The sequence below is a fragment of the Emticicia aquatilis genome (genome assembly GCF_014644295.1).
In the GTDB taxonomy this organism is placed as follows: Bacteria; Bacteroidota; Bacteroidia; order Cytophagales; family Spirosomataceae; genus Emticicia; species Emticicia aquatilis.
The window spans coordinates 18,706-37,580 of the sequence record NZ_BMKK01000025.1 but is presented as its reverse complement, the minus strand read 5'-3'; the positions used below and the strand labels follow the sequence as shown (position 1 = coordinate 37,580).

Genomic DNA, 18,875 nt, shown 5'->3' with positions numbered 1-18,875 from the left:
ATGAAGGCATCTCATTTTTGCTCTTTTTCTTGCAAAGGTAAGAATAGCATTACATTTTTATAACTACCAAGTATAAATCAAAATTAGAGAATAAATAAAAAAAGACACCATACAATTTTATGGTGTCTTTCAAAATACCTTGTATCAGAATTAGCTATCACTACAACCCTTTATTTCGGCTTTAAAAGTACCAGACGATGAATACTTTGTTTCAAAACCAGGGTTTAACATAATAGCTTTTTCTGCTCGATAATTGGAATTTGAACTATCGTTTAGCTTATTAGCAGCTGTAATTAGTACGGCTTTGGGTGTTGTATTCTGCCCACTCAATACATCAAACAACGATGAGTATAATTCTAAACTTGAAGGACATGGATTTGTAGGTAATGTATAATTTAATAAAGAGAAATTGCCATCTCCAGAATCATCATCGTAACTTAATTCACTTGTTCCATTGGAATCATATAAAATAATATAAGTATCTAAATTCGAACCACCTGCTATGGCTTTCGTTTCCATTGTCAAAATACCATTATTCATAGATACAAACAGTTTATATTTTCCTATACTGGAGTTACTAAACGGCCGTACCAAAATGTAATATATCTTTCCATTATAAATCCAAGCGAAATAATCTTTATCAAGTCCGCTATCAAAACATAAATCAGCACTTTGATACGAGTTATTAGTAATCACAGTTGGTGTTGAATAAGTATTATTCGGCTCAAGTGGGTCACAATCAAGAGTAACTAATACACTTGACAATGAACTATTACAATTATTCACGCTACAATAAGCCGTGAATGTTGTTGAGTTTTGTACACTCACTATTTGTGTACTTCCCTGAACGTTATTTGACCAAAATACCGTTCCACTACAACCAGTGGCAGTAAGAGTAACGTTCTGAGGGGTTGAGGTAATTGTACTCGGATTTGCCGCAAGCGTAGGTGCAACAGATGATATAGAAGAATTTACAGTAAGAATTCCTACACTTGTTGATGTGTAATTCGGTATATCAGACACTACTCTTAATTTGTATGTACCCGCTCCAACTGTACTTGGTAAATTAAAATATAAAGCATAGGTTGACATTGATGTTGAGCCCATAACTGAGGCTAAATTATCATTTACAATGACTTGGTTATTAGCATTAATCAATTGTAAAGTATATTTTACTGTTGATAGATATAAATATGAGCTAAAAGTAATTGACAAGCCACTCTGTTGGCAAACGGTGGCTGAAGAGTAGTTTAATAGTATTGGACAAGTCCGATAAGTACTTGAGATTGATTGACAGCTTCCACTGTTAACAGTAAAATAATATATACCTGGATTGGAGGTTGTTAAATTTGATGAACTTTGACCAACTACTTTGCTGAAACCTGTACCGGTCGGAGAATAGAACCATTCATAATTTCCCGAAGTAGGATATCCAGATAGCGTTATTGCAGACTCACCATCACATAGTACTGGGTTGCCAGAAAAACCAGCAGATTCCATATTTATTGTAATAGGGTAATTTAATGATGTGGAGTTATATCCTGTTGATGAATTAGATATAATGACACTGTAATTACCACTTATTGAGGTATAATAACTTGACGAACCAGTTGAAGTATAAACCAAATTACCATCTCTATACCACCTATATAAATTTCCATTTGCACTTGGTGAAGCAAACAAAGGAGCATTACCACAAATATTATTTGAATTAGAGTTGGTATTATTGGATGTTCCAAGGTAAATAACGGCAGAAGGGAGACAACCTGTATTTGTTACCGTTAATGTATAAGAGCTTACGGTATAATTGCTCATATATGGCAAATTGGGGCGAACTCTAACTCTATACGTACCATTGAGCGTTAAAGAAGAAGGGAGGGAATATCGAATAGGGTTAGTAAAGGCAGTATATATACTACTTCCTGAAACGTAGTTTCCATTAACATCTATTAATTCAATGTTTATACTTCTTTCATTTGTCCATGTTCCTACAGTAGTATATGGTACGTCGATAGTACCTCCAGCACAAATATTTGTGCTATTCGGGGTATTTAGTATAATTGAAGTTGAATTATCAATATTTACAATTACATTACCACTTCCATAACCATCCCCACAAGAATTACTAACACTTGATATATAATACATTTTATTTTGGTTAGGTGTTACTTGCAAAATATACGGACTTGAAGTAACATTAACGACTCTTGATTGGCTACCGTCATAATATCTTACAACCCACGGAGCTTGCCCATGCAAAGTCATTTTAAGATTAGCCGTTTGCCCAGACGAAATATTGATTGTTGCAGTCGAATTATCATTTTGGTCACCCAAAACCCCATAAGGAGTATTACCAACATAGAATGTAGAGCTTAGGCTTTCACAATTTGAACTACTTTGCTTGACCAAAACCCTATAGTAGCCAACCGCAGTAGCAGTATATGATTGCCCCGTAGTTCCATCAATTGGTATAAGTGAGTTCATTGAAGCTGAATAAAACCATTGATAAGTAGCACCAACTCCTCCAGAACTTGCATTCAATATGGCGGTCGTATTTGTTCCACAAATAACACTATTTGGCGATGTAATTGATGCCGTAAAACCTGTTATTGTTATTGTTTGCTGTGAAGTTGTCTGGTCATAGTTTGAACTTGCTCTTGTTACTCTCACAGAATAATTACCAGTCTGTGTAGCAGTAAAATTACGCCCTGTTTGATTAGGAATAATATTTCCATTTAGATACCATTGATAACTATAAGCATTTGATGATGAGTAAGGATAAGCCGTAAGATAAACAGAGGTACAAGAAACATTAGTATAATTTACGGTGAAAATAGCTGAAGTACTACAACCTGTACTATTTACATTAATAGAGTATGAAGACAATGTACTGTTAGCTATGAAAGGTAGTGTATTATATGCTCTAATCTTGTATGTACCGATAGGTAACGATTCAGGTATTGGAAATACCATGGGGTTAGTTGCAAAACCAGATATATAAGAATAGGTACTAAAACTTCCATTTACATCAACCAATTCCAAAGCTATATTTCTTTCGCTTGTCCAAGTACCTATTGTGGTATAAGGTATCGAAATAGAACCACCCGAACAAGCTGTGGTAGACCCTGGGGTGGTCAGATTGAGAGCTGTTGAAGGGTCAATAATTATATTATTATAACCAGTAGTATAACCGCTATTATTCGAGCAATTACTCGTTACATTAGAAATACTATAACGTCTATTTTGCTCTGGGCTTAATGTTAAAATAAATGGACTTGTGTTTGTTGAAATAATTCTCGCATTACTTCCATCATTGTACGTAAACGTCCATGAGTTCCCTCCGTATAAACTTACTTTCAATTGAGCTGGTTGTCCAACTGTTGTATTTACATCGGTATATTTTTCATCATTCATATCTGATATTATTGCAACTGGGCCTGTTCCAACATAATAGCTATTTGATGTATTACTACAACTTCCATTATTTATATTTACATAGTATTGCCCTGAAACATTCGTTGTATAAGATTGTTGAACTGCTCCATCAATTGGCTCAAGGTTCCCAACAGATGACAGCTTAAACCATTGATAAGTAAATCCTACACCAGTTGGAGAAGCATTGAGCGTAGCAGTTGTATTAGTGCCACATAGAGCAGGATTATTTGAGGTAATTTTGGATTGAAATGGAGTAACTACTACTGATTGCATAGCAGATGTAGAGCTAAAACCTGTACTTGATTTTGAAACCCTTACTGTATAATTGCCAGTTTGTGTAGCATTGTAGTAATAGTTAGTGGCTCCACTAATTAGACTTCCGTTTAAATACCATTGAAAAGTATAATCACTTGATGAAGGATTAGCATAAAGTGAGACATTTGAACAACCAAAATTAGAAGCCCCAACTGTTATATAAGCAGTCGGACTACAAATACTTCCCGATACATTAATAGTATATGTACTAATTGTGGGCAAACTAATTGATGGCAAATCAACATTAGCTTTTATTTTATAACTTCCAGACGAAATATAAGAAGGAATGGTAAAAAACATCGAATTTGAAGCATAATAACCATATGACGCATATGTTGATGTACCACTTGAATTAGTTAATTCGAGATATATCTTTCTTTCATTTGTCCATGTACCAACTGTTGTGTAGGGAATTTCGATAGTTCCTCCAGGGCAAACTGTTGTAGTGGTTGGAGTTGTAAGATTTATAGCCGTAGTAGCATCTACTACTACTCTTACCAAACCGCTATTGCCACTGTAGCCAGTTCCACAATTATTATTCGATACATATGAGATATAGTATGACCTATTTTGTGTTGGTGAAACTGTTAAGAAAAAAGGAGTAGTAGTAGTTACAACTGATTTAGACGAACTTCCATCATAATAATTTATTGTCCAAGGGCCGGTTCCAAATAGTGTAAACTTGAGCTGAACTGGCTGCCCAACTGTTGTATTTATAGTTCCAAATGGATTATTAGAAGAATCACTAATGATACCATATGGTGTATTACTTACATACAATGGGCCTATTGTAATATTGCCATTGCCATCACTTATAAAAACTTTATAATATCCAACCGTGGAAGTCGTGTATGTCGAACTTGTTTGATTCGGTATCGTTGAAAAGTTTCCCGAAGAAGAAGTGGAATAAAGCCACGTATACGTATAGCTGGGGTCTGTATTAGTAACTGATAATGTCGTACTGGTATTTGAACCGCAAATAACTGGATTTGTCGATACAAGTTGAGGTAAACCTTGTGCTAATTTAATTGTATAGTTTTTCGATACAGTGTTAAAGTTAGTCAACAGCTCCTTCTGTTTCGATTCAAAACTTTGCTCTTTGTGGTCTTCAATATCCGAGTTTTTTTGCAAATGTATTTCACAATCATTGATAAAAATCTCATCAGATTTTTGTTCAAAATCTTTGCCTGTAACTTTTACATAGTATTTCCCACCTTTGTTGGCAGTATAGAATGGAGTGTTAGAAAAAGTTATTGCAATATCATCTCGGTACCAAGAATAAGTATAATCACTATTTTTAATACTTACAGATAAAATAATTTCTTTTTGATTACAAAGTGAATTATTTTCAGAATTTGTAGTAATTGATGGATTTAAATTAACTTGAGCAAATGTAACAATACTCAAAAACAACAAAAGTAAAGTTGTATACTTCATAAAAGGTTTTTTTATAAAATAAATTGTGAAGAATTATTTTTAAACTAACAGCATGGTGGCTTTTAATTGAACAAATATATCATTTTATCAATTTATTTTATCAAATAATTATCTTAATAATGTAGAAAAAGTCATTCAACCAATAATAATTTTTAAAATTAGTACACCTAAAAGCCCAGTCACTGAAACGAGTGTTTCCATAACAGACCATGTTTTAAGTGTATCAGTCATGGATAGTTGAAAATATTCTCTAAAAAGCCAAAATCCTGCATCGTTTACGTGCGAAAACATCATACTTCCTGCTCCGATGCTCAATACCATCAAATGCGGTTCGGTTTGTGTAGGTGCGAGCAATGGCAACATAAAACCAGCGGTTGTGATACCCGAAACTGTTGAAGAACCAACAGCCACTCGAATAATAGCGGCCATTCCCCACCCTAAAACTAAAGGATGAAGCGACGAAGTTACCATCATATCGGCAATTGATTGACTGACTCCTCCATCGGTAAGCACTTGCTTCAAAGCACCTGCTCCTCCAAAAATCAAAAATAGCATAGCCACATCTTTTATCGAATCGCCCAAAAGATTGGTAATTTCGGACATTGATTTGTTTTGATTAATTCCGAGTAAATAAATTCCGACCAAAACCGAAATAAACATACTCACAACTGGGTCGCCGATAAAGTTAAGGCTTTCACCGAAAAAAGAGTTTTCGGGAAGATAAGAAGCAGCAACCGTAGCAAAGCTGATAAGAATAATTGGTAACAAAACGCAAAACATGCTGCTAAAAGTTGAAGGCATTTCTGCATCAGAAAGGTCGGGAGCAATGAAGGCTTTGTTGGGTAAAGTGGCATATTTTTTCAAAGTCGAACCAAACAAAGCCCCCGAAACTAAAATGGCAGGAATTGCCACAATGATTCCATAGAAAAGTGTAAGACCCATATCGGCATTAAATTGCTTTACAATAGCCAAAGGTGCAGGATGCGGCGGCAAATATCCTTGTGTAACCGAAAGCGAAGCCAACATTGGCAAACCAATATAAACCGCAGGCAACTTGAAACGATAAGCCACCGTAATGACCAACGGAGCAAGTAACATAAATCCAACCGAATAGAACAGCGGTAAACCAACAATAAAGCCTGTAATCATAAACGCCCAACGCACGTGACTCGTACCGATAAGTTCCATCATTTTGGTTGAAATTCTTTGAGCAGCACCACTTTGAGCTACCAATTTTCCGAGCATTGCTCCCAGTGCAATGATGGCCACAATCGAACCGAGCGTGCTACCTGTTCCTTGTTGAATTGATTTCAAAATGGCTTCGGGCTTCATATTCAGTGCCAATCCTGTTCCCAACGAAACTATCAGAAAAGCCAAGAAAGTATGGATTTTAAAATATGAAATGAGCAAAATCAGCACAATAAGGCCGATAATTGTGATTAGTAGAGGCATTGTTTTTAAAATAGGTTGAATTTAGTCTGCAAAATATACATTTTTTTGTAAAGCCAATTCATAAAGCATGAAATCTCTATTTACTTAATTATGAGCCATTTATCAGTAGTTTTATTAGTTTTATGTTAGATTCTTTCCCTTTGTATAACTTTCCACTAAAAAATTAAGTTATTTTAAACTGACAATCTGTCAGTATTGTTGTAATTTTGTAGTTCAATTTTCAAAATTGAACTTTTACACTCAAAAATAACATGGAATTAGTTACAAACTCATTAAAGATTCTCAACGAAGAAGATAAGAAAGACCTGGATGTGGCTCGCATCAGCGAAGACGAGCCATTGGCGACAAATAGTACGGCTAAACGTAAACTCTATATTGAAAGTTATGGATGTCAGATGAACTTTGCCGATAGCGAGATTGTGGCTTCGATTCTGAGAGAAAATGATTTTGCTACCACTTCAAAAATCGAAGAAGCTGAACTTATTTTGCTCAATACTTGTGCCATCCGTGAAAACGCCGAGCAGAAAGTACGTCATCGCCTTCAGCACCTTGTTCCGATGAAAAACAAACGTAAGAATGTTAAAATCGGTATTTTGGGTTGCATGGCTGAGCGTCTGAAAACCAAATTATTGGAAGAAGAAAAAATTGTTGACATGGTTGTTGGCCCCGATGCTTATCGTGATTTACCTAACCTCATCAACGAAGTAGAAGAAGGCCACAAAGCTGTAAACGTTTTTCTTTCTCGTGAAGAAACTTACGCTGATATTACCCCAATTCGTTTGGATTCTAATGGTGTAACGGCTTTTATTAGCATCATGCGTGGCTGCGACAATATGTGTAGTTTCTGCGTTGTGCCTTATACTCGTGGACGTGAACGCAGCCGAGATGCCAACTCAATTGTCAAAGAGGCGACCGATTTATTCAATCAAGGCTATAAAGAAGTGACTCTTTTGGGACAAAACGTTGATTCGTATAAATGGCAATCGACTGATAATTCGACAGTTACTTTTGCAAACCTGCTCGAAATGGTAGCACAAGTAAGTCCAGATTTAAGAGTTCGTTTCTCGACATCTCACCCGAAAGATATTACAGACGAAGTACTTTACACCATGAAAAAGTACGATAATATCTGTAAATACATTCACCTACCTGCTCAAAGTGGTAGTAGCCGTATTCTGGAATTGATGAATCGCACCTACGACCGTGAGTGGTACATGGGTAAAATCGACCGTATTCGTGAGATTCTGGGCGAAGAATGTGGTATCTCGCAAGATATGATTGCGGGTTTCTGCACAGAAACCGAAGAAGACCACCAAGACACACTTTCGTTGATGGACTACGTAAAATATGATTACGGTTATATGTTTGCGTACTCAGAAAGACCAAACACACCAGCTGCTAAGAAATTAACCGATGATGTCCCTGATGATGTAAAAGGCCGCCGATTAGCCGAAATCATTGCCAAACAAAGAGAACACTCTTTAGAACGCAACCAAATGTCAGTCGGAAAAATCTATAAAGTATTGGTTGAAGGTTTCTCGAAGCGTTCTCAAGAACATTTATCGGGCAGAAACGACCAAAACAAAATGATAATTTTCCCAAGAGAGAATTTTCAAAAAGGAGATTATGTAAATGTTTTGGTAACAGAATGTTCGTCAGCAACCTTGATTGGGCACATTGTAGAATAGTCGTTACTACCAAGAGAAATTGTATTTTTGAAATAAACTAATAGCTAAAAGCCAACAGCTAAAAGCTAATTAAAATGAGCAATAACGCAGAATTACAGTCAGTCAAAAATCGCTTCGGCATTATCGGTAATGCCCCTGCATTGAACCACGCACTCAGTGTGGCCATACAGGTTGCTCCTACCGACCTGACGGTATTGATAAATGGAGAGAGTGGTAGTGGAAAAGAATCGTTTTCAAAGATAATTCATGCACTTAGCTCTCGCAAACACGGGCCTTTCATAGCAATCAACTGTGGAGCAATTCCCGAAGGAACGATTGATTCGGAGCTTTTTGGTCACGTAAAAGGCTCATTTACAGGTGCCATAGACGACCGAAAAGGATATTTTGAAACCACCAGTACAGGTACGATTTTCTTAGATGAAATTGCCGAAATGCCCATCGGCACACAAGCTCGATTGCTTCGTGTACTCGAAAACGGCGAGTTTATTCCAGTGGGTTCATCGAAAGTAAAGAAAACTGATGTGCGAGTAGTGGCTGCAACCAACGTTAATTTGTTGGAAGCAGTAGAACGTGGCCGATTCCGTGAGGATTTATATTATCGTTTGAATACTGTTCCTATCAGAGTGCCTTCGCTTCGTGAGCGAGGCTATGATATTGAACTACTTTTCAGAAAATTCTCAACTGACTTTGCCGAAAAAAATCGCATCCGACCAGTTGAATTGACCGAAGATGCGGGGCAAATGTTGATGAATTTCCGTTTTCCAGGTAATATCCGTCAGTTAAAAAACATTGCTGAACAAATTACAATATTAGAAGTAGAACGCATCATCACTGCCGAAATCTTGGCTAAATATTTACCAAGAGAACAGTCGAGTGGTTTACCTACGTTACTGAAAGGTTTGAATGGCGACTACGATAATAGTTTTTCGGAACGAGATATTCTTTACAAAGTATTGTTCGATATGCGAAAAGATATGACCGATTTAAAGAAATTGGTTTTATCTTTGATGCAGGGCAGCCAAGCGAGTGGAGTTCCTTTAAGTGCCGATATTATTCAGCAACACCAAGATTTATTCCAAGGAATTCATCAAGAAGATGCCGTAGCGTTGATACCTCCAACAGTTTATACGCCACCGCAGCAGGTCAATTATCCGAATTATCAACCAATTGAAAATCAAGGAGTTATAAAAATTGACAGCCTTCAAGGAGACAGAACGAATATTGAAGATATTTCGCATGAAACCGAAGAAAATTCGTATTCGCTCGAAAAGCAAGAAAAAGAAATGATTGTTCGGGCGTTGAAGAAAAACAACTTCAAACGCAAATACGCAGCTTTAGATTTGGGGATTTCAGAACGTACACTTTACCGAAAAATCAAACAATATGATATTGAAGATGAATAAACCAGTCGGTAGTCCACAGTCCACGGTCCACAGTCTGAAATTGTCAGTTAGCACAAAGCGATATTCTAAGTTATTAATACACAATTGCTTATTGATAATTATCAGTTGTACATTGATAACAGGCTGCAAAATTTACTCTTTTACAGGAACGACACTTTCGAGTGAATTGAAGACCATTACGATTCAGAATGTTGTGATGGGAACAGCGGGTGGTCCAGCAAACTTGACACTTACTTTTACCGAAAAACTGAAAGAATATTATCAGCGAAATACCAGTTTAAAACTAAAACCTAACGACGCTGATTTACTGCTCGAAAGTACAATTGTTGGGTATGAGTTAACGCCAGTATCGGCTACATCAAGCGATAAAGCAGCCCTTAACCGATTGACTATCAGAGTAGAAGTAAGATTTGTGAATGCTAAAAATGAAGAAGAGAATTTTGAAAAAGAGTTTTCGTTTTATCAAGATTTTCCGCAAGAGCAAACGCTATCACAAGTTGAAGGAAGTTTAGTCCCAAAAATCATTGACCAACTCGTGCTAAATATCTTTACCGATACGGCCGCCCAGTGGTAAGTTTTTATTAAGAATGATGAATTGAAGATTTGGCATTTTTACTACTCAGTCATTCTTCATTCTACATTTAATCGCACGGGCGACCCCGTCTTAATTTCACTAAAAATGCTTGATAAGAATAATTTTATAGACTACATGAGTAGCCCACAAGCATTATCGCTCAATGATATTATGCTGATGGAAAATGCGACTAAAAAGTTTCCGTATTTTCAGTTGGGCTATACGCTTATTGCTAAAGGTATTTATACAAAAGCACCCGAAATTGCACAAGATGCAGTTCGGAAAGCCGCTATTTATGCTCTCAGCAGAAATGCACTAAGAAAAGTAATAGAAAATGACATGGATTGGAATTCTGTTCCCACAGTTAGGGTCTCAGAAACTCCACTCGATAATAAGTTTTCGCCTGGTACTATTGAAGAAGAATTAAATCGTGAGAAATTGGAAGAAGAATTGATAGAATCAATCGCAAAACCTGCCCTAAGAAACATACAAGACGAACAATTGGCAATTATAGAACAATTCATTAAAAAAGAACCCCGTATTCAGCCAATCAGACAAGGAAATGCCCATGAAGAAGTCGAAGATTTGAGTGAGCGTAGTACTACCCTCAAAGGGCCATTATTGACCGAAAGTTATGCAAAAATTTTATCTCGCCAAGGTCGTTTCGACCAAGCGATTGAAGTTTATAAGAAACTTTTAGTAAAAAATCCCGAAAAAAGTGCTTACTTTGCGGAAAAAATAGCAGACTTACAAAAGAAAATGTTGTAAGATAAAATCCTGATAATTAAATAACTCATTCATTATCAAGGATTTCGGCATATTTTTTGAGATTTCTTAACATAAAAGAAAAATAAAAATATTATTCATAAGTTAATCATTCATTGAAAAAATGTACACTACAATTTTAGTTTTAATGGTAATCGTTGCCATCTTATTAGTATTAGTGATTATGATTCAAAACCCAAAGGGCGGTGGTCTTTCAAGCGAATTTGGTGGTGCTGGTTCACAAATGTTTGGTGTACAACGCACTGGTGATATTCTTGAACAACTTACTTGGGGTTTCTTTGCATTCATTATTGTTGGTGCGTTGACTGCCGGAATTTTTATGGACAAAACTGGTACAGCTGCAGCTGACGATAACGGTTTGAACGTAGAGAAAGCAACTGCTCGCCCTACTGCTCCTGCCGCAGCTCCTGCAACTGGAACACCAGCCGCTGGTACACCTGCAACAGGAACAACTCCTGCTCCAGCACCTGCAGCACAACCTAAGAAATAATTTTCTGAAAATAATTATTAAAAGGTGAATATCTCTTTGAGTTATTCACCTTTTTTGTTTACTTGATTTCCGAAATCTAATTGCCATGAGAATCTTCCAAATGACTGGACTATCGGGTGCTGGTAAATCTACAATTGCATTAAATGTAAAAGCAAAGCTTATTGAAAGAGGCCATGCTATCGAAGTTTTAGATGGAGATATTTTCCGCAAAAACCTTTGCCCAGATTTAGGTTTTTCAAAAGAACATCGTTGCGAAAATGTGCGTAGAATGGGTTTTGTGGCCAATCTTTTAGCTCAAAATAAAGTAATTGTAATTATTTCGGCGATTAATCCTTATGAGGAAATTCGGCAAGAGTTAGCCGAAAAATATCAAGCTAAAACAATTTTCGTTGAATGTGATATTCAAACTTTGCAGCAACGAGATACAAAAGGACTTTATAAAAGAGCTTTTTTACCCAAAAACCATCCAGATTGTATTCATAATTTTACAGGCATAAATGATACTTTTGAAATACCTAAAAACCCCGACTTAGCGGTAAACACAGCATCTGAAAGTATTGACGAATCAACATCCAAAGTAGTAGATTTTATTTTAAATAATTGAATTTCAAGATTATGAGAGTAGCTTTAATTGGTAATAGCAATGCTGTTTTTCCTTTACTTGATTGGTTACACGCTCAAGGTCTTTTGGTGGGTGTGGCTGCGACAGAACAAGATAATGAGTTTTTTAAAAACTTTGAGGCTGTCTGTCAACAAAAGCAGATTACGGCAAACATATTCAAAAAAAAATCAATCACCAAACAAATCAAAGATTGGCTTGAAAATCTCAATGCCAATATTGTATTGGTTCTTGGCTTTTCGTACAAAATAAGAAAAGAAATATTGGTTTTACCAAAATTGGGCTTTTTTAATATTCATTTTGGAAAACTCCCAAAGTATGGAGGAGGGCATCCTGTATTTTGGCAAATAAAAAACCAAGAAACGCAAGCCACTTTGACAATTCATCAGATGGATGAAGAATACGATACTGGTCCGATTGCTTTTGAGATAAATTTCGACCTAAATCCTCAGGCTAACCATGCTATGCTTGATTTAAACTATGGTTATCTAACCATAAACGGTGTTTATTTCTTGTTAGATGCAATCTTGAAGAACGCACTTACTTTAACTCCTCAGTCAAATCAAAATTCAGTTTTTTATAGTAAACCAAGCCTTAAAGATATTATTATTCACTGGCAAACCATGTCTGCCCCCGAAATTATGGCTTTAATAAAAGCCTGTAATCCTTGGAATAATGGTGCAATCGCCCGAATAAATGGCATGGATTTGAAGATTTTGGAAGCGAGCATAAAAAATATGCCTACTACTAAGGCAGGAGAAATAATAAATATCGATGAGAATCAAATCGAGGTAAGTTGTATCAATGATACAGCCATTTCTATAAAAGCAATTTATTCAACAATTGGTTTCTTAGTGGGCGAATCATTGATGAGCCTCGGTATAAACAAGGGCGATGTTTTTGAAACAATTCCTATCTAAAATTCAAATCCAAACATTGGTCTTATTATTATTTTCAATGGGTAAATACGTTAAATATTGAACCATTCGGGGCAAATTGCTGGTGTTGGGTGTAGCACAATGCGGTAAAGCTTGGTGCCAAATAATAAAATCACCAGCGTTTCCAAGTACAGGAATGGGCTTTAATTCCTGTACCGCAATTTCTCTTGGACTGGCGTTTTGCGGTAAGTTTTGCATCCAATTTTCTATTTGATGATGAAAACCAGCTACACAATGAAACGCCCCACTGTTTTCTTTTACATCAGTTAAATAGAGCAATCCTTGTAATTGGAAAGGAATCGGCAGATTTAGGCTAACATCCCAATGAAGTGAACTTCCTAAAAATTTAAAGTGGTTATTTTCGGGTGGATTAAAACTCACTTTGTCGATGACCCGATAAATTTCTTGTGTTCCATAAAGTTGTTGATAGGCTTTTTGAATAGTTATTGAAGCACGATTTTTCTCCAAAGTAGGATGTTTTGTCAGAAGAACCATTAAGCCTTCTTTAGCTTCATGGCTTTTGTACCATGAACTTGGATTCTCTAAAGATGCTTCCAAAAACTCCAAAATCGCCGCTTGGGTAGCCAAACAATCTTCTCTCGAAATAGCATTTTTAAGGACTGCATATCCATTTGTGTTCCAAAAATCTAAATCGTCTTGCGTCAATACGTCTGGAACATCTTCGATATTCAGACTTTGATAAATACACTTGTTTTTATCAATCCACTCAGCAAAATCAGTTGAATTTGGCTGATTGCCGTAGAGAAATTGTAAGGTCTCTTCCATACCAATACCATATTCAAAAAGCGTTTTCTGAAAAACATTCCAATCATTTGGTTCAATGGCGATATTCGCTAAAATTTGTTCTCTAAAATTATCTAAAACCGATATGTTTTTCATTTCTGCACTAAAGTTTCATACAAACTATACACTTTTTGTTGATAATCGGGCAATACATCATCCAAGGGCGGTTCAGAAAAAACAGTATTCGGACTTTTACTATGAAAACGTGTTCGTTCCACCATTTTTTGTCTGATTGTAGGCTCGATTTTCAGTTGTAAGAATTGCTCAATTTTATCTAAATTCGTCAAAATACCAGCTGAATAATTAATAAAGAGGGCATTTTTGTCGTTTTCAATAATTTGTAAATATTGCTCAAAGTATTTCTCTAAAACTTTTGCCACATATACTGGACGTTCAACGGCCAAAACTTCTTCCAACGTAAACCCAAAAACTTCTGGCTGAATAACACCAGGTGCAGCGTGCATACCAGATTCTTTTATTTGTGAACGTATGACTTCATCGGGTCGTCGGAAAGAAAAAATAAAAGGCGTTTCGGGATACAATTCCCTGAGTTTTTGATAGTAAAATATATGCCAACTATCAAGTTTGATAAAGAAATTCTTTTCTAAACCCGTTCGTTTTTGTCCCAAAAACTTTACAACTGCCTTTAATGATTCATTGATAGTCTTTTCCGAAATATCGGTATTTTTGAAAGCTACTTCTCGTAAAACCTCATCAAAGATGGGCGGTTCGGCCAAAACAATATTTTGTTCGTCTAAAGAAAGTAACTGAGCCAAAAGCGTCGAACCGCATCGTGAAACATGAAAAATAAATGCCGTTGGTGCAATTGTTGGTAAACACTCAGTAAATTCAATTATCCCTTCCAAAGTTGAAGCTGCCTTGAAGAATTTACGATTCTCCTCAAAACTTCCACACTTGGCGGTGGTTTCGTGAAAGAAAGGTTCGGTGTATGTTTTATCAGCTACATACAACCAGCGACAAACAATTGGGTCAGAATCAAAATCTAATTTAAAGGGAATCCAATTTTTGAGCGTTTTATTTTCAAGCATTTTCTCCTATTTCGGCTTTAAGTTGAGCAATCATTTTCATTGCGGTTTCGGTTTTCATTAATGATAAATGTTCAATCATCAACAACTTGGTTTTAGTATCGTAGTTGCTTTTCTTTTCGGCTTCAAAATCGTAGCCAATTTCAGCAAAAAGGCTATCCGACCATTCATTTCTGATACAATCAATCACCAGATGAATTCTGTCACAATCACCATCGTTTGCCACATAATGCGGTAAATTAAAATTGGCATACCAACACTCCCCTATTTGCATTGGCAAAACCTTTCCGTTTACTCTAAAAACAACTTTCTCGTTGGTCTGAATCGGTACATGAATTCTAAAAAAGCCATCTTCGTAGCCACTTGAGGCATCAGTATGCTCTTTAATATAACTATTGGGCGAAAGAGATAATAACCGAACGGCCTCTTTGGGGCAATCGAACTGATTGATAATTTCTTGAAAATATGTACATTTTTGTAGCGTCGGAGTATCTTGAAAACAAGCATTGGGAGTAGCCAAAATATCCGACTCTTTGCCCGAGATTGAACGCAACGAAAAACTTGACCAATGACCCGTAAAATCGTTTTGGTTGAAATGAAGTGGCCATTCAGTTGCTTGACAAAGACGAAGGTCGTTGATTAATTTTTGGGTATCGAAGTGAAACGAAAATTTATACGATTCCATTTGTTAATATATGATTAAAGGCTATAAATTATTGGCCTCAAATATAGAATATAGTTTATTAAATCAGTATTTTTAGAAGAATAAATCGGAGTTTTTTTTCCAATAAATACCACTCACTAAAAAATGAAAAAATAATTATTGCACTTTGAATTAAATAATTACATTGCAACACTATATCAGGAATAATCTACATTTTCAAGCTATTACGATACAAAACATGATTAAGACTGAAGAAGAGGTATTTTCAAAAATTATTGATTTTATAAATAAAATTGGAATCCAAATTAAGTTTTGTACAATCAATGATAATACTTTTTTACCCGGTTTAAGAATTGAAAAAGGGATTTTGCAAATAGATAAAGACAAATTGAGTTACATAGGCGACACCTTGCACGAAGCAGGCCATATTGCTTTAATGTCAGCTGCACAAAGAGCGGATTTATCGGGGGCATTGGAAGGACAAAACGACCCTGAGGCAACTGAAATGGCAGTTATTGCTTGGACGTATGCCGCTTGTCTGGAAATTGAAATTGACCCTGCAATTGTCTTTCATCCAGATGGCTATAAAGGTGGAAGCCAAAGCATCTTAGAGAACTTCGGACAGGGAAGATATTTTGGTGTTCCAATACTTCAATGGTACGGAATGGCAAATAACATAACTTACATACATCGAAATAATACGCTTTCTTACCCAAAAATGATTTCTTGGATAAGAAGCTAACCAAGTTACAAGCCTGTTACTAACACCCAAAGAGCCGACATTAACACTTTCATGCACAGGTGATTATTGGCATGAAAGAAAACATTCACAAATATTCAGTGCGACTTAGACACATTATCAATCAATTTACTCAACTTACAGACGTTCAAAAAAGCCCTTACTCCATTCAAAATATTTTCCTTGTAACTAAAATACAATAATTTTCAGATGGTTCGCTCGCTTAAGTGTATCGATTAGATGTCATTCTCGAAGGCAAATTGCTATTTGTTAAAACAGGTATTTTTACCCATGTGAGGGGTCTTAATAAAATCTAACTTGCAATGTTTTATGCTACCCATCCTATCAATTTTTGTGAGGTATCTTAGAAATTAGTGCATTTTTCAACAATTAGGGTATTTTGATAAAAAACGTAAAGAATAATCGACTCATCGGACTCATTCTCCGAGACAGACCTAAGCACATAATTCGACCAATTACCTGTAAAGTCGATTCGGTTGAAATGTAACGCCCATTGAGAAACTCGGCAGGTTACCAAGTTTTTCAATAGACGTTGAGTATCGGGAGTTTAAAAAGAGGCTTTGTTTACTTGATACTGGGTGGTCTAAGCCAAAGTTTCATTTCAGGAAAAGGCTTTTCGCCTAATTGATGAGCATTGTTGGCATCATAAGCCATTCCGAGCCACTGTAACATAGGTAAACCTATATACATGCCAGATTGGTAACCTTGCATAATTTGTAAATGTTGTCCTTTGTAGCCGTCAGGATGAAAAAGAACTTCGAGTGGTATTTCAGATTTGATTGCCGCCGCATACGCCCAAGCTAAAGTCATCATTTCGTGGGTTGCTTCGTCGAAGTCGAGTTGTTCTTTGATAGGGTCAGTGAGTTTAGGCCGAACCTCAGGAGGTGCTACGGCCAAATGCCCAGCCTCATAGATTACATCACCCGGATAAAGTAAATGCTCGGTATCAATGAGCAATATGCCATCTTGAATACGGATGCCCGGCAAAAACATCGGCTCGGTGATTTGGGTCAGTTGGTAAGCAATACCAATTTGGTCAAAGAATTTTAGAATGGGAGCTAAATAAGAATGGTCTTTATAGTCAATCATTAGTAAAGTGAGTTTTTGATTTTTGCTCGAAAGATAAATATTTATTCGTAATGTATAGTAATTTTTAATTTTTCTCATTTTATAACCTTTTAAAACCTCCTAAAATTATGGATTCTCCATTTATTGGCATGATAGCCATGTTTGGCTTCAATTACGCTCCTCGTGGTTGGGCTTTTTGTAATGGTCAATTGATATCTATCGCACAGAACTCAGCACTTTTCTCATTGCTTGGCACCACTTACGGTGGTGATGGCATCCAAACTTTTGGCTTACCTAATTTACAAAGTAGAATACCTATTGGCTTTGGTCAAGGAGCAGGTTTGAGTAGTTATGCTTTGGGGCAAATGGCTGGTACAGAAAATGTTACGCTCAATATCACACAAATACCACAGCACAACCACCAGATGACAGCATCGGGTGATGGCCCGACACAGGCTACGGCTGCAAGTGCGTCTTTGGCTTCTCAGGCACGTACAGGCGGCACAATGCCAGTTATATATGCAAATGGTGCTACGAATATTGTGCCGTTGGCATCCGCTACCTCAATTTCGGGTGGTAATCAGCCTCATAGCAATATACAACCATACCTTGCAATTAATTATAGCATAGCTTTGGAAGGCATTTATCCATCAAGAAATTAATTTTTTAAATAATTATTGCATCTCTTAATCAATAATACTATGGATCAACCATTTATCGGTATGATAGCCATGTTTGGCTTCAATTTTCCCCCAAAAGGCTGGGCATTATGCAATGGTCAGCTTTTATCAATCCAAACTAATAGTGCCCTTTTCGCATTGTTTGGTACCACCTATGGTGGTGATGGTAGGGTGACATTTGGTTTACCTAATCTGCAAGGAAGAGTTCCAATCGGAATGGGTCAAGGAGCGGGTTTGAGTCCCTATTCGCAAGGTGAAATGGCTGGTACAGAAAATGTTACACTTTTGAGCACACAAATACCAGCTCACAATCACTTAATGACAGCATCAGGTGATGGCCCAACACAAGCTACTGCCGCAGGTGCTTCGTTGGCTTCTCAAGCACGTACAGGTGGCACAATGCCAACAATTTACACAAATGTTTCTACGTCACCTGTACCGATGGCGTCGGCTACATCTATGGCTGGTGGAAATCAGCCGCACAGTAATATGCAGCCCTACCTTGCCATTAATTATAGTGTTGCATTAGTGGGTCTTTTTCCATCAAGGAATTAAGGATAAATAAGGTTTTCTACCGAAGTGTATGGATGGTTTTTAAGCTAAAAATACACTTCGGAATTTATTATTTCATTTTTAATCCACTATAGAGTTAATCAATGTAATTCACCAACCAACGACATTTATTGCTCATGAAACTAAAGGAATAAGTATTCCAA

Annotated in this window: 16 protein-coding genes; 10 read left to right on the top strand and 6 right to left on the bottom strand. The window is 36.5% G+C overall.

All coding sequences use genetic code 11. From position 1 onward, the window contains the following. Positions 1 to 150 precede the first annotated feature (150 nt). Together IEX65_RS27765 and IEX65_RS27760 are read right to left on the bottom strand one after the other, a co-directional pair. Positions 151 to 5,187 carry a 3-coathanger stack domain-containing protein gene (locus tag IEX65_RS27765; protein WP_188771646.1) on the bottom strand — a complete coding sequence of 1,679 codons (5,037 nt, stop codon included), beginning with the start codon at positions 5,185 to 5,187 and terminating at the stop codon, positions 151 to 153. A gap of 135 nt (positions 5,188 to 5,322) precedes the next feature. Beyond that, positions 5,323 to 6,639 carry a gluconate:H+ symporter gene (locus IEX65_RS27760; RefSeq protein ID WP_188771644.1) on the bottom strand — a complete coding sequence of 439 codons (1,317 nt, stop codon included), beginning with the start codon at positions 6,637 to 6,639 and terminating at the stop codon, positions 5,323 to 5,325. A gap of 251 nt (positions 6,640 to 6,890) precedes the next feature. Here IEX65_RS27760 and miaB point away from each other — a divergent pair, with 251 nt between their 5' ends. The 7 genes from miaB (at position 6,891) to IEX65_RS27725 (ending at position 13,119) form a co-directional block, all read left to right on the top strand. Further along, positions 6,891 to 8,327, top strand: a complete 1,437-nt coding sequence (gene miaB / locus IEX65_RS27755; protein ID WP_188771643.1) for a tRNA (N6-isopentenyl adenosine(37)-C2)-methylthiotransferase MiaB — start codon at positions 6,891 to 6,893, stop codon at positions 8,325 to 8,327. A 74-nt stretch (positions 8,328 to 8,401) separates the two neighbouring features. Then, a complete protein-coding gene (locus IEX65_RS27750; protein ID WP_188771641.1) occupies positions 8,402 to 9,730 on the top strand; it encodes a sigma-54 interaction domain-containing protein in 1,329 nt (442 codons plus the stop codon). Positions 9,731 to 9,821: 91 nt separating this feature from the next. Next, positions 9,822 to 10,304, top strand: coding sequence for an LptE family protein (locus IEX65_RS27745; RefSeq protein ID WP_229250942.1), 483 nt, complete (start codon positions 9,822 to 9,824; stop codon positions 10,302 to 10,304). Between the two features lie 105 nt (positions 10,305 to 10,409). Then, entirely contained in the window at positions 10,410 to 11,072 is a 663-nt protein-coding gene (locus IEX65_RS27740) for a DUF8458 domain-containing protein (RefSeq protein WP_188771638.1), read from the top strand. A gap of 121 nt (positions 11,073 to 11,193) precedes the next feature. Next, positions 11,194 to 11,580, top strand: a complete 387-nt coding sequence (gene secG, locus IEX65_RS27735; RefSeq protein WP_188771636.1) for a preprotein translocase subunit SecG — start codon at positions 11,194 to 11,196, stop codon at positions 11,578 to 11,580. Between the two features lie 85 nt (positions 11,581 to 11,665). After that, on the top strand, positions 11,666 to 12,184 hold the full coding sequence (gene cysC / locus IEX65_RS27730; RefSeq protein WP_188771634.1) for an adenylyl-sulfate kinase: 519 nt from the start codon (positions 11,666 to 11,668) through the stop codon (positions 12,182 to 12,184). Positions 12,185 to 12,195: 11 nt separating this feature from the next. Further along, positions 12,196 to 13,119: a methionyl-tRNA formyltransferase gene (locus tag IEX65_RS27725; RefSeq protein WP_188771632.1), complete on the top strand. Its 924-nt coding sequence runs from the start codon at positions 12,196 to 12,198 to the stop codon at positions 13,117 to 13,119. 3 nt (positions 13,120 to 13,122) lie between these two features. Here the strand turns inward: IEX65_RS27725 and IEX65_RS27720 are convergent, their stop codons facing one another. The 3 genes from IEX65_RS27720 to IEX65_RS27710 are packed head-to-tail and all read right to left on the bottom strand — an operon-like array spanning position 13,123 to position 15,672. Further along, the gene (locus tag IEX65_RS27720; RefSeq protein WP_188771631.1) at positions 13,123 to 14,037 is read right to left on the bottom strand and encodes a phytanoyl-CoA dioxygenase family protein; all 915 of its coding nucleotides are present in this window, start codon (positions 14,035 to 14,037) and stop codon (positions 13,123 to 13,125) included. After that, the gene (locus IEX65_RS27715; RefSeq protein ID WP_188771630.1) at positions 14,034 to 14,990 is read right to left on the bottom strand and encodes a sulfotransferase family protein; all 957 of its coding nucleotides are present in this window, start codon (positions 14,988 to 14,990) and stop codon (positions 14,034 to 14,036) included. The genes IEX65_RS27720 and IEX65_RS27715 overlap by 4 nt, the downstream gene beginning before the upstream one ends. Next, a complete protein-coding gene (locus IEX65_RS27710; RefSeq protein WP_188771628.1) occupies positions 14,983 to 15,672 on the bottom strand; it encodes an aspartyl/asparaginyl beta-hydroxylase domain-containing protein in 690 nt (229 codons plus the stop codon). The genes IEX65_RS27715 and IEX65_RS27710 overlap by 8 nt, the downstream gene beginning before the upstream one ends. 217 nt (positions 15,673 to 15,889) lie before the next feature. On the opposite strand from IEX65_RS27710, the gene IEX65_RS27705 reads away from it, so the two are divergent. Beyond that, a complete protein-coding gene (locus tag IEX65_RS27705; RefSeq protein ID WP_188771625.1) occupies positions 15,890 to 16,393 on the top strand; it encodes a hypothetical protein in 504 nt (167 codons plus the stop codon). Positions 16,394 to 16,975: 582 nt separating this feature from the next. Here IEX65_RS27705 and IEX65_RS27700 read toward each other — a convergent pair. Next, entirely contained in the window at positions 16,976 to 17,578 is a 603-nt protein-coding gene (locus IEX65_RS27700; protein ID WP_188771623.1) for a hypothetical protein, read from the bottom strand. 29 nt (positions 17,579 to 17,607) lie between these two features. On the opposite strand from IEX65_RS27700, the gene IEX65_RS27695 reads away from it, so the two are divergent. After that, complete coding sequence (locus IEX65_RS27695; RefSeq protein WP_188771621.1) at positions 17,608 to 18,141, top strand: phage tail protein; 534 nt, start codon at positions 17,608 to 17,610, stop codon at positions 18,139 to 18,141. Between the two features lie 39 nt (positions 18,142 to 18,180). Beyond that, entirely contained in the window at positions 18,181 to 18,714 is a 534-nt protein-coding gene (locus IEX65_RS27690) for a phage tail protein (protein WP_188771619.1), read from the top strand. Positions 18,715 to 18,875 lie beyond the last annotated feature (161 nt).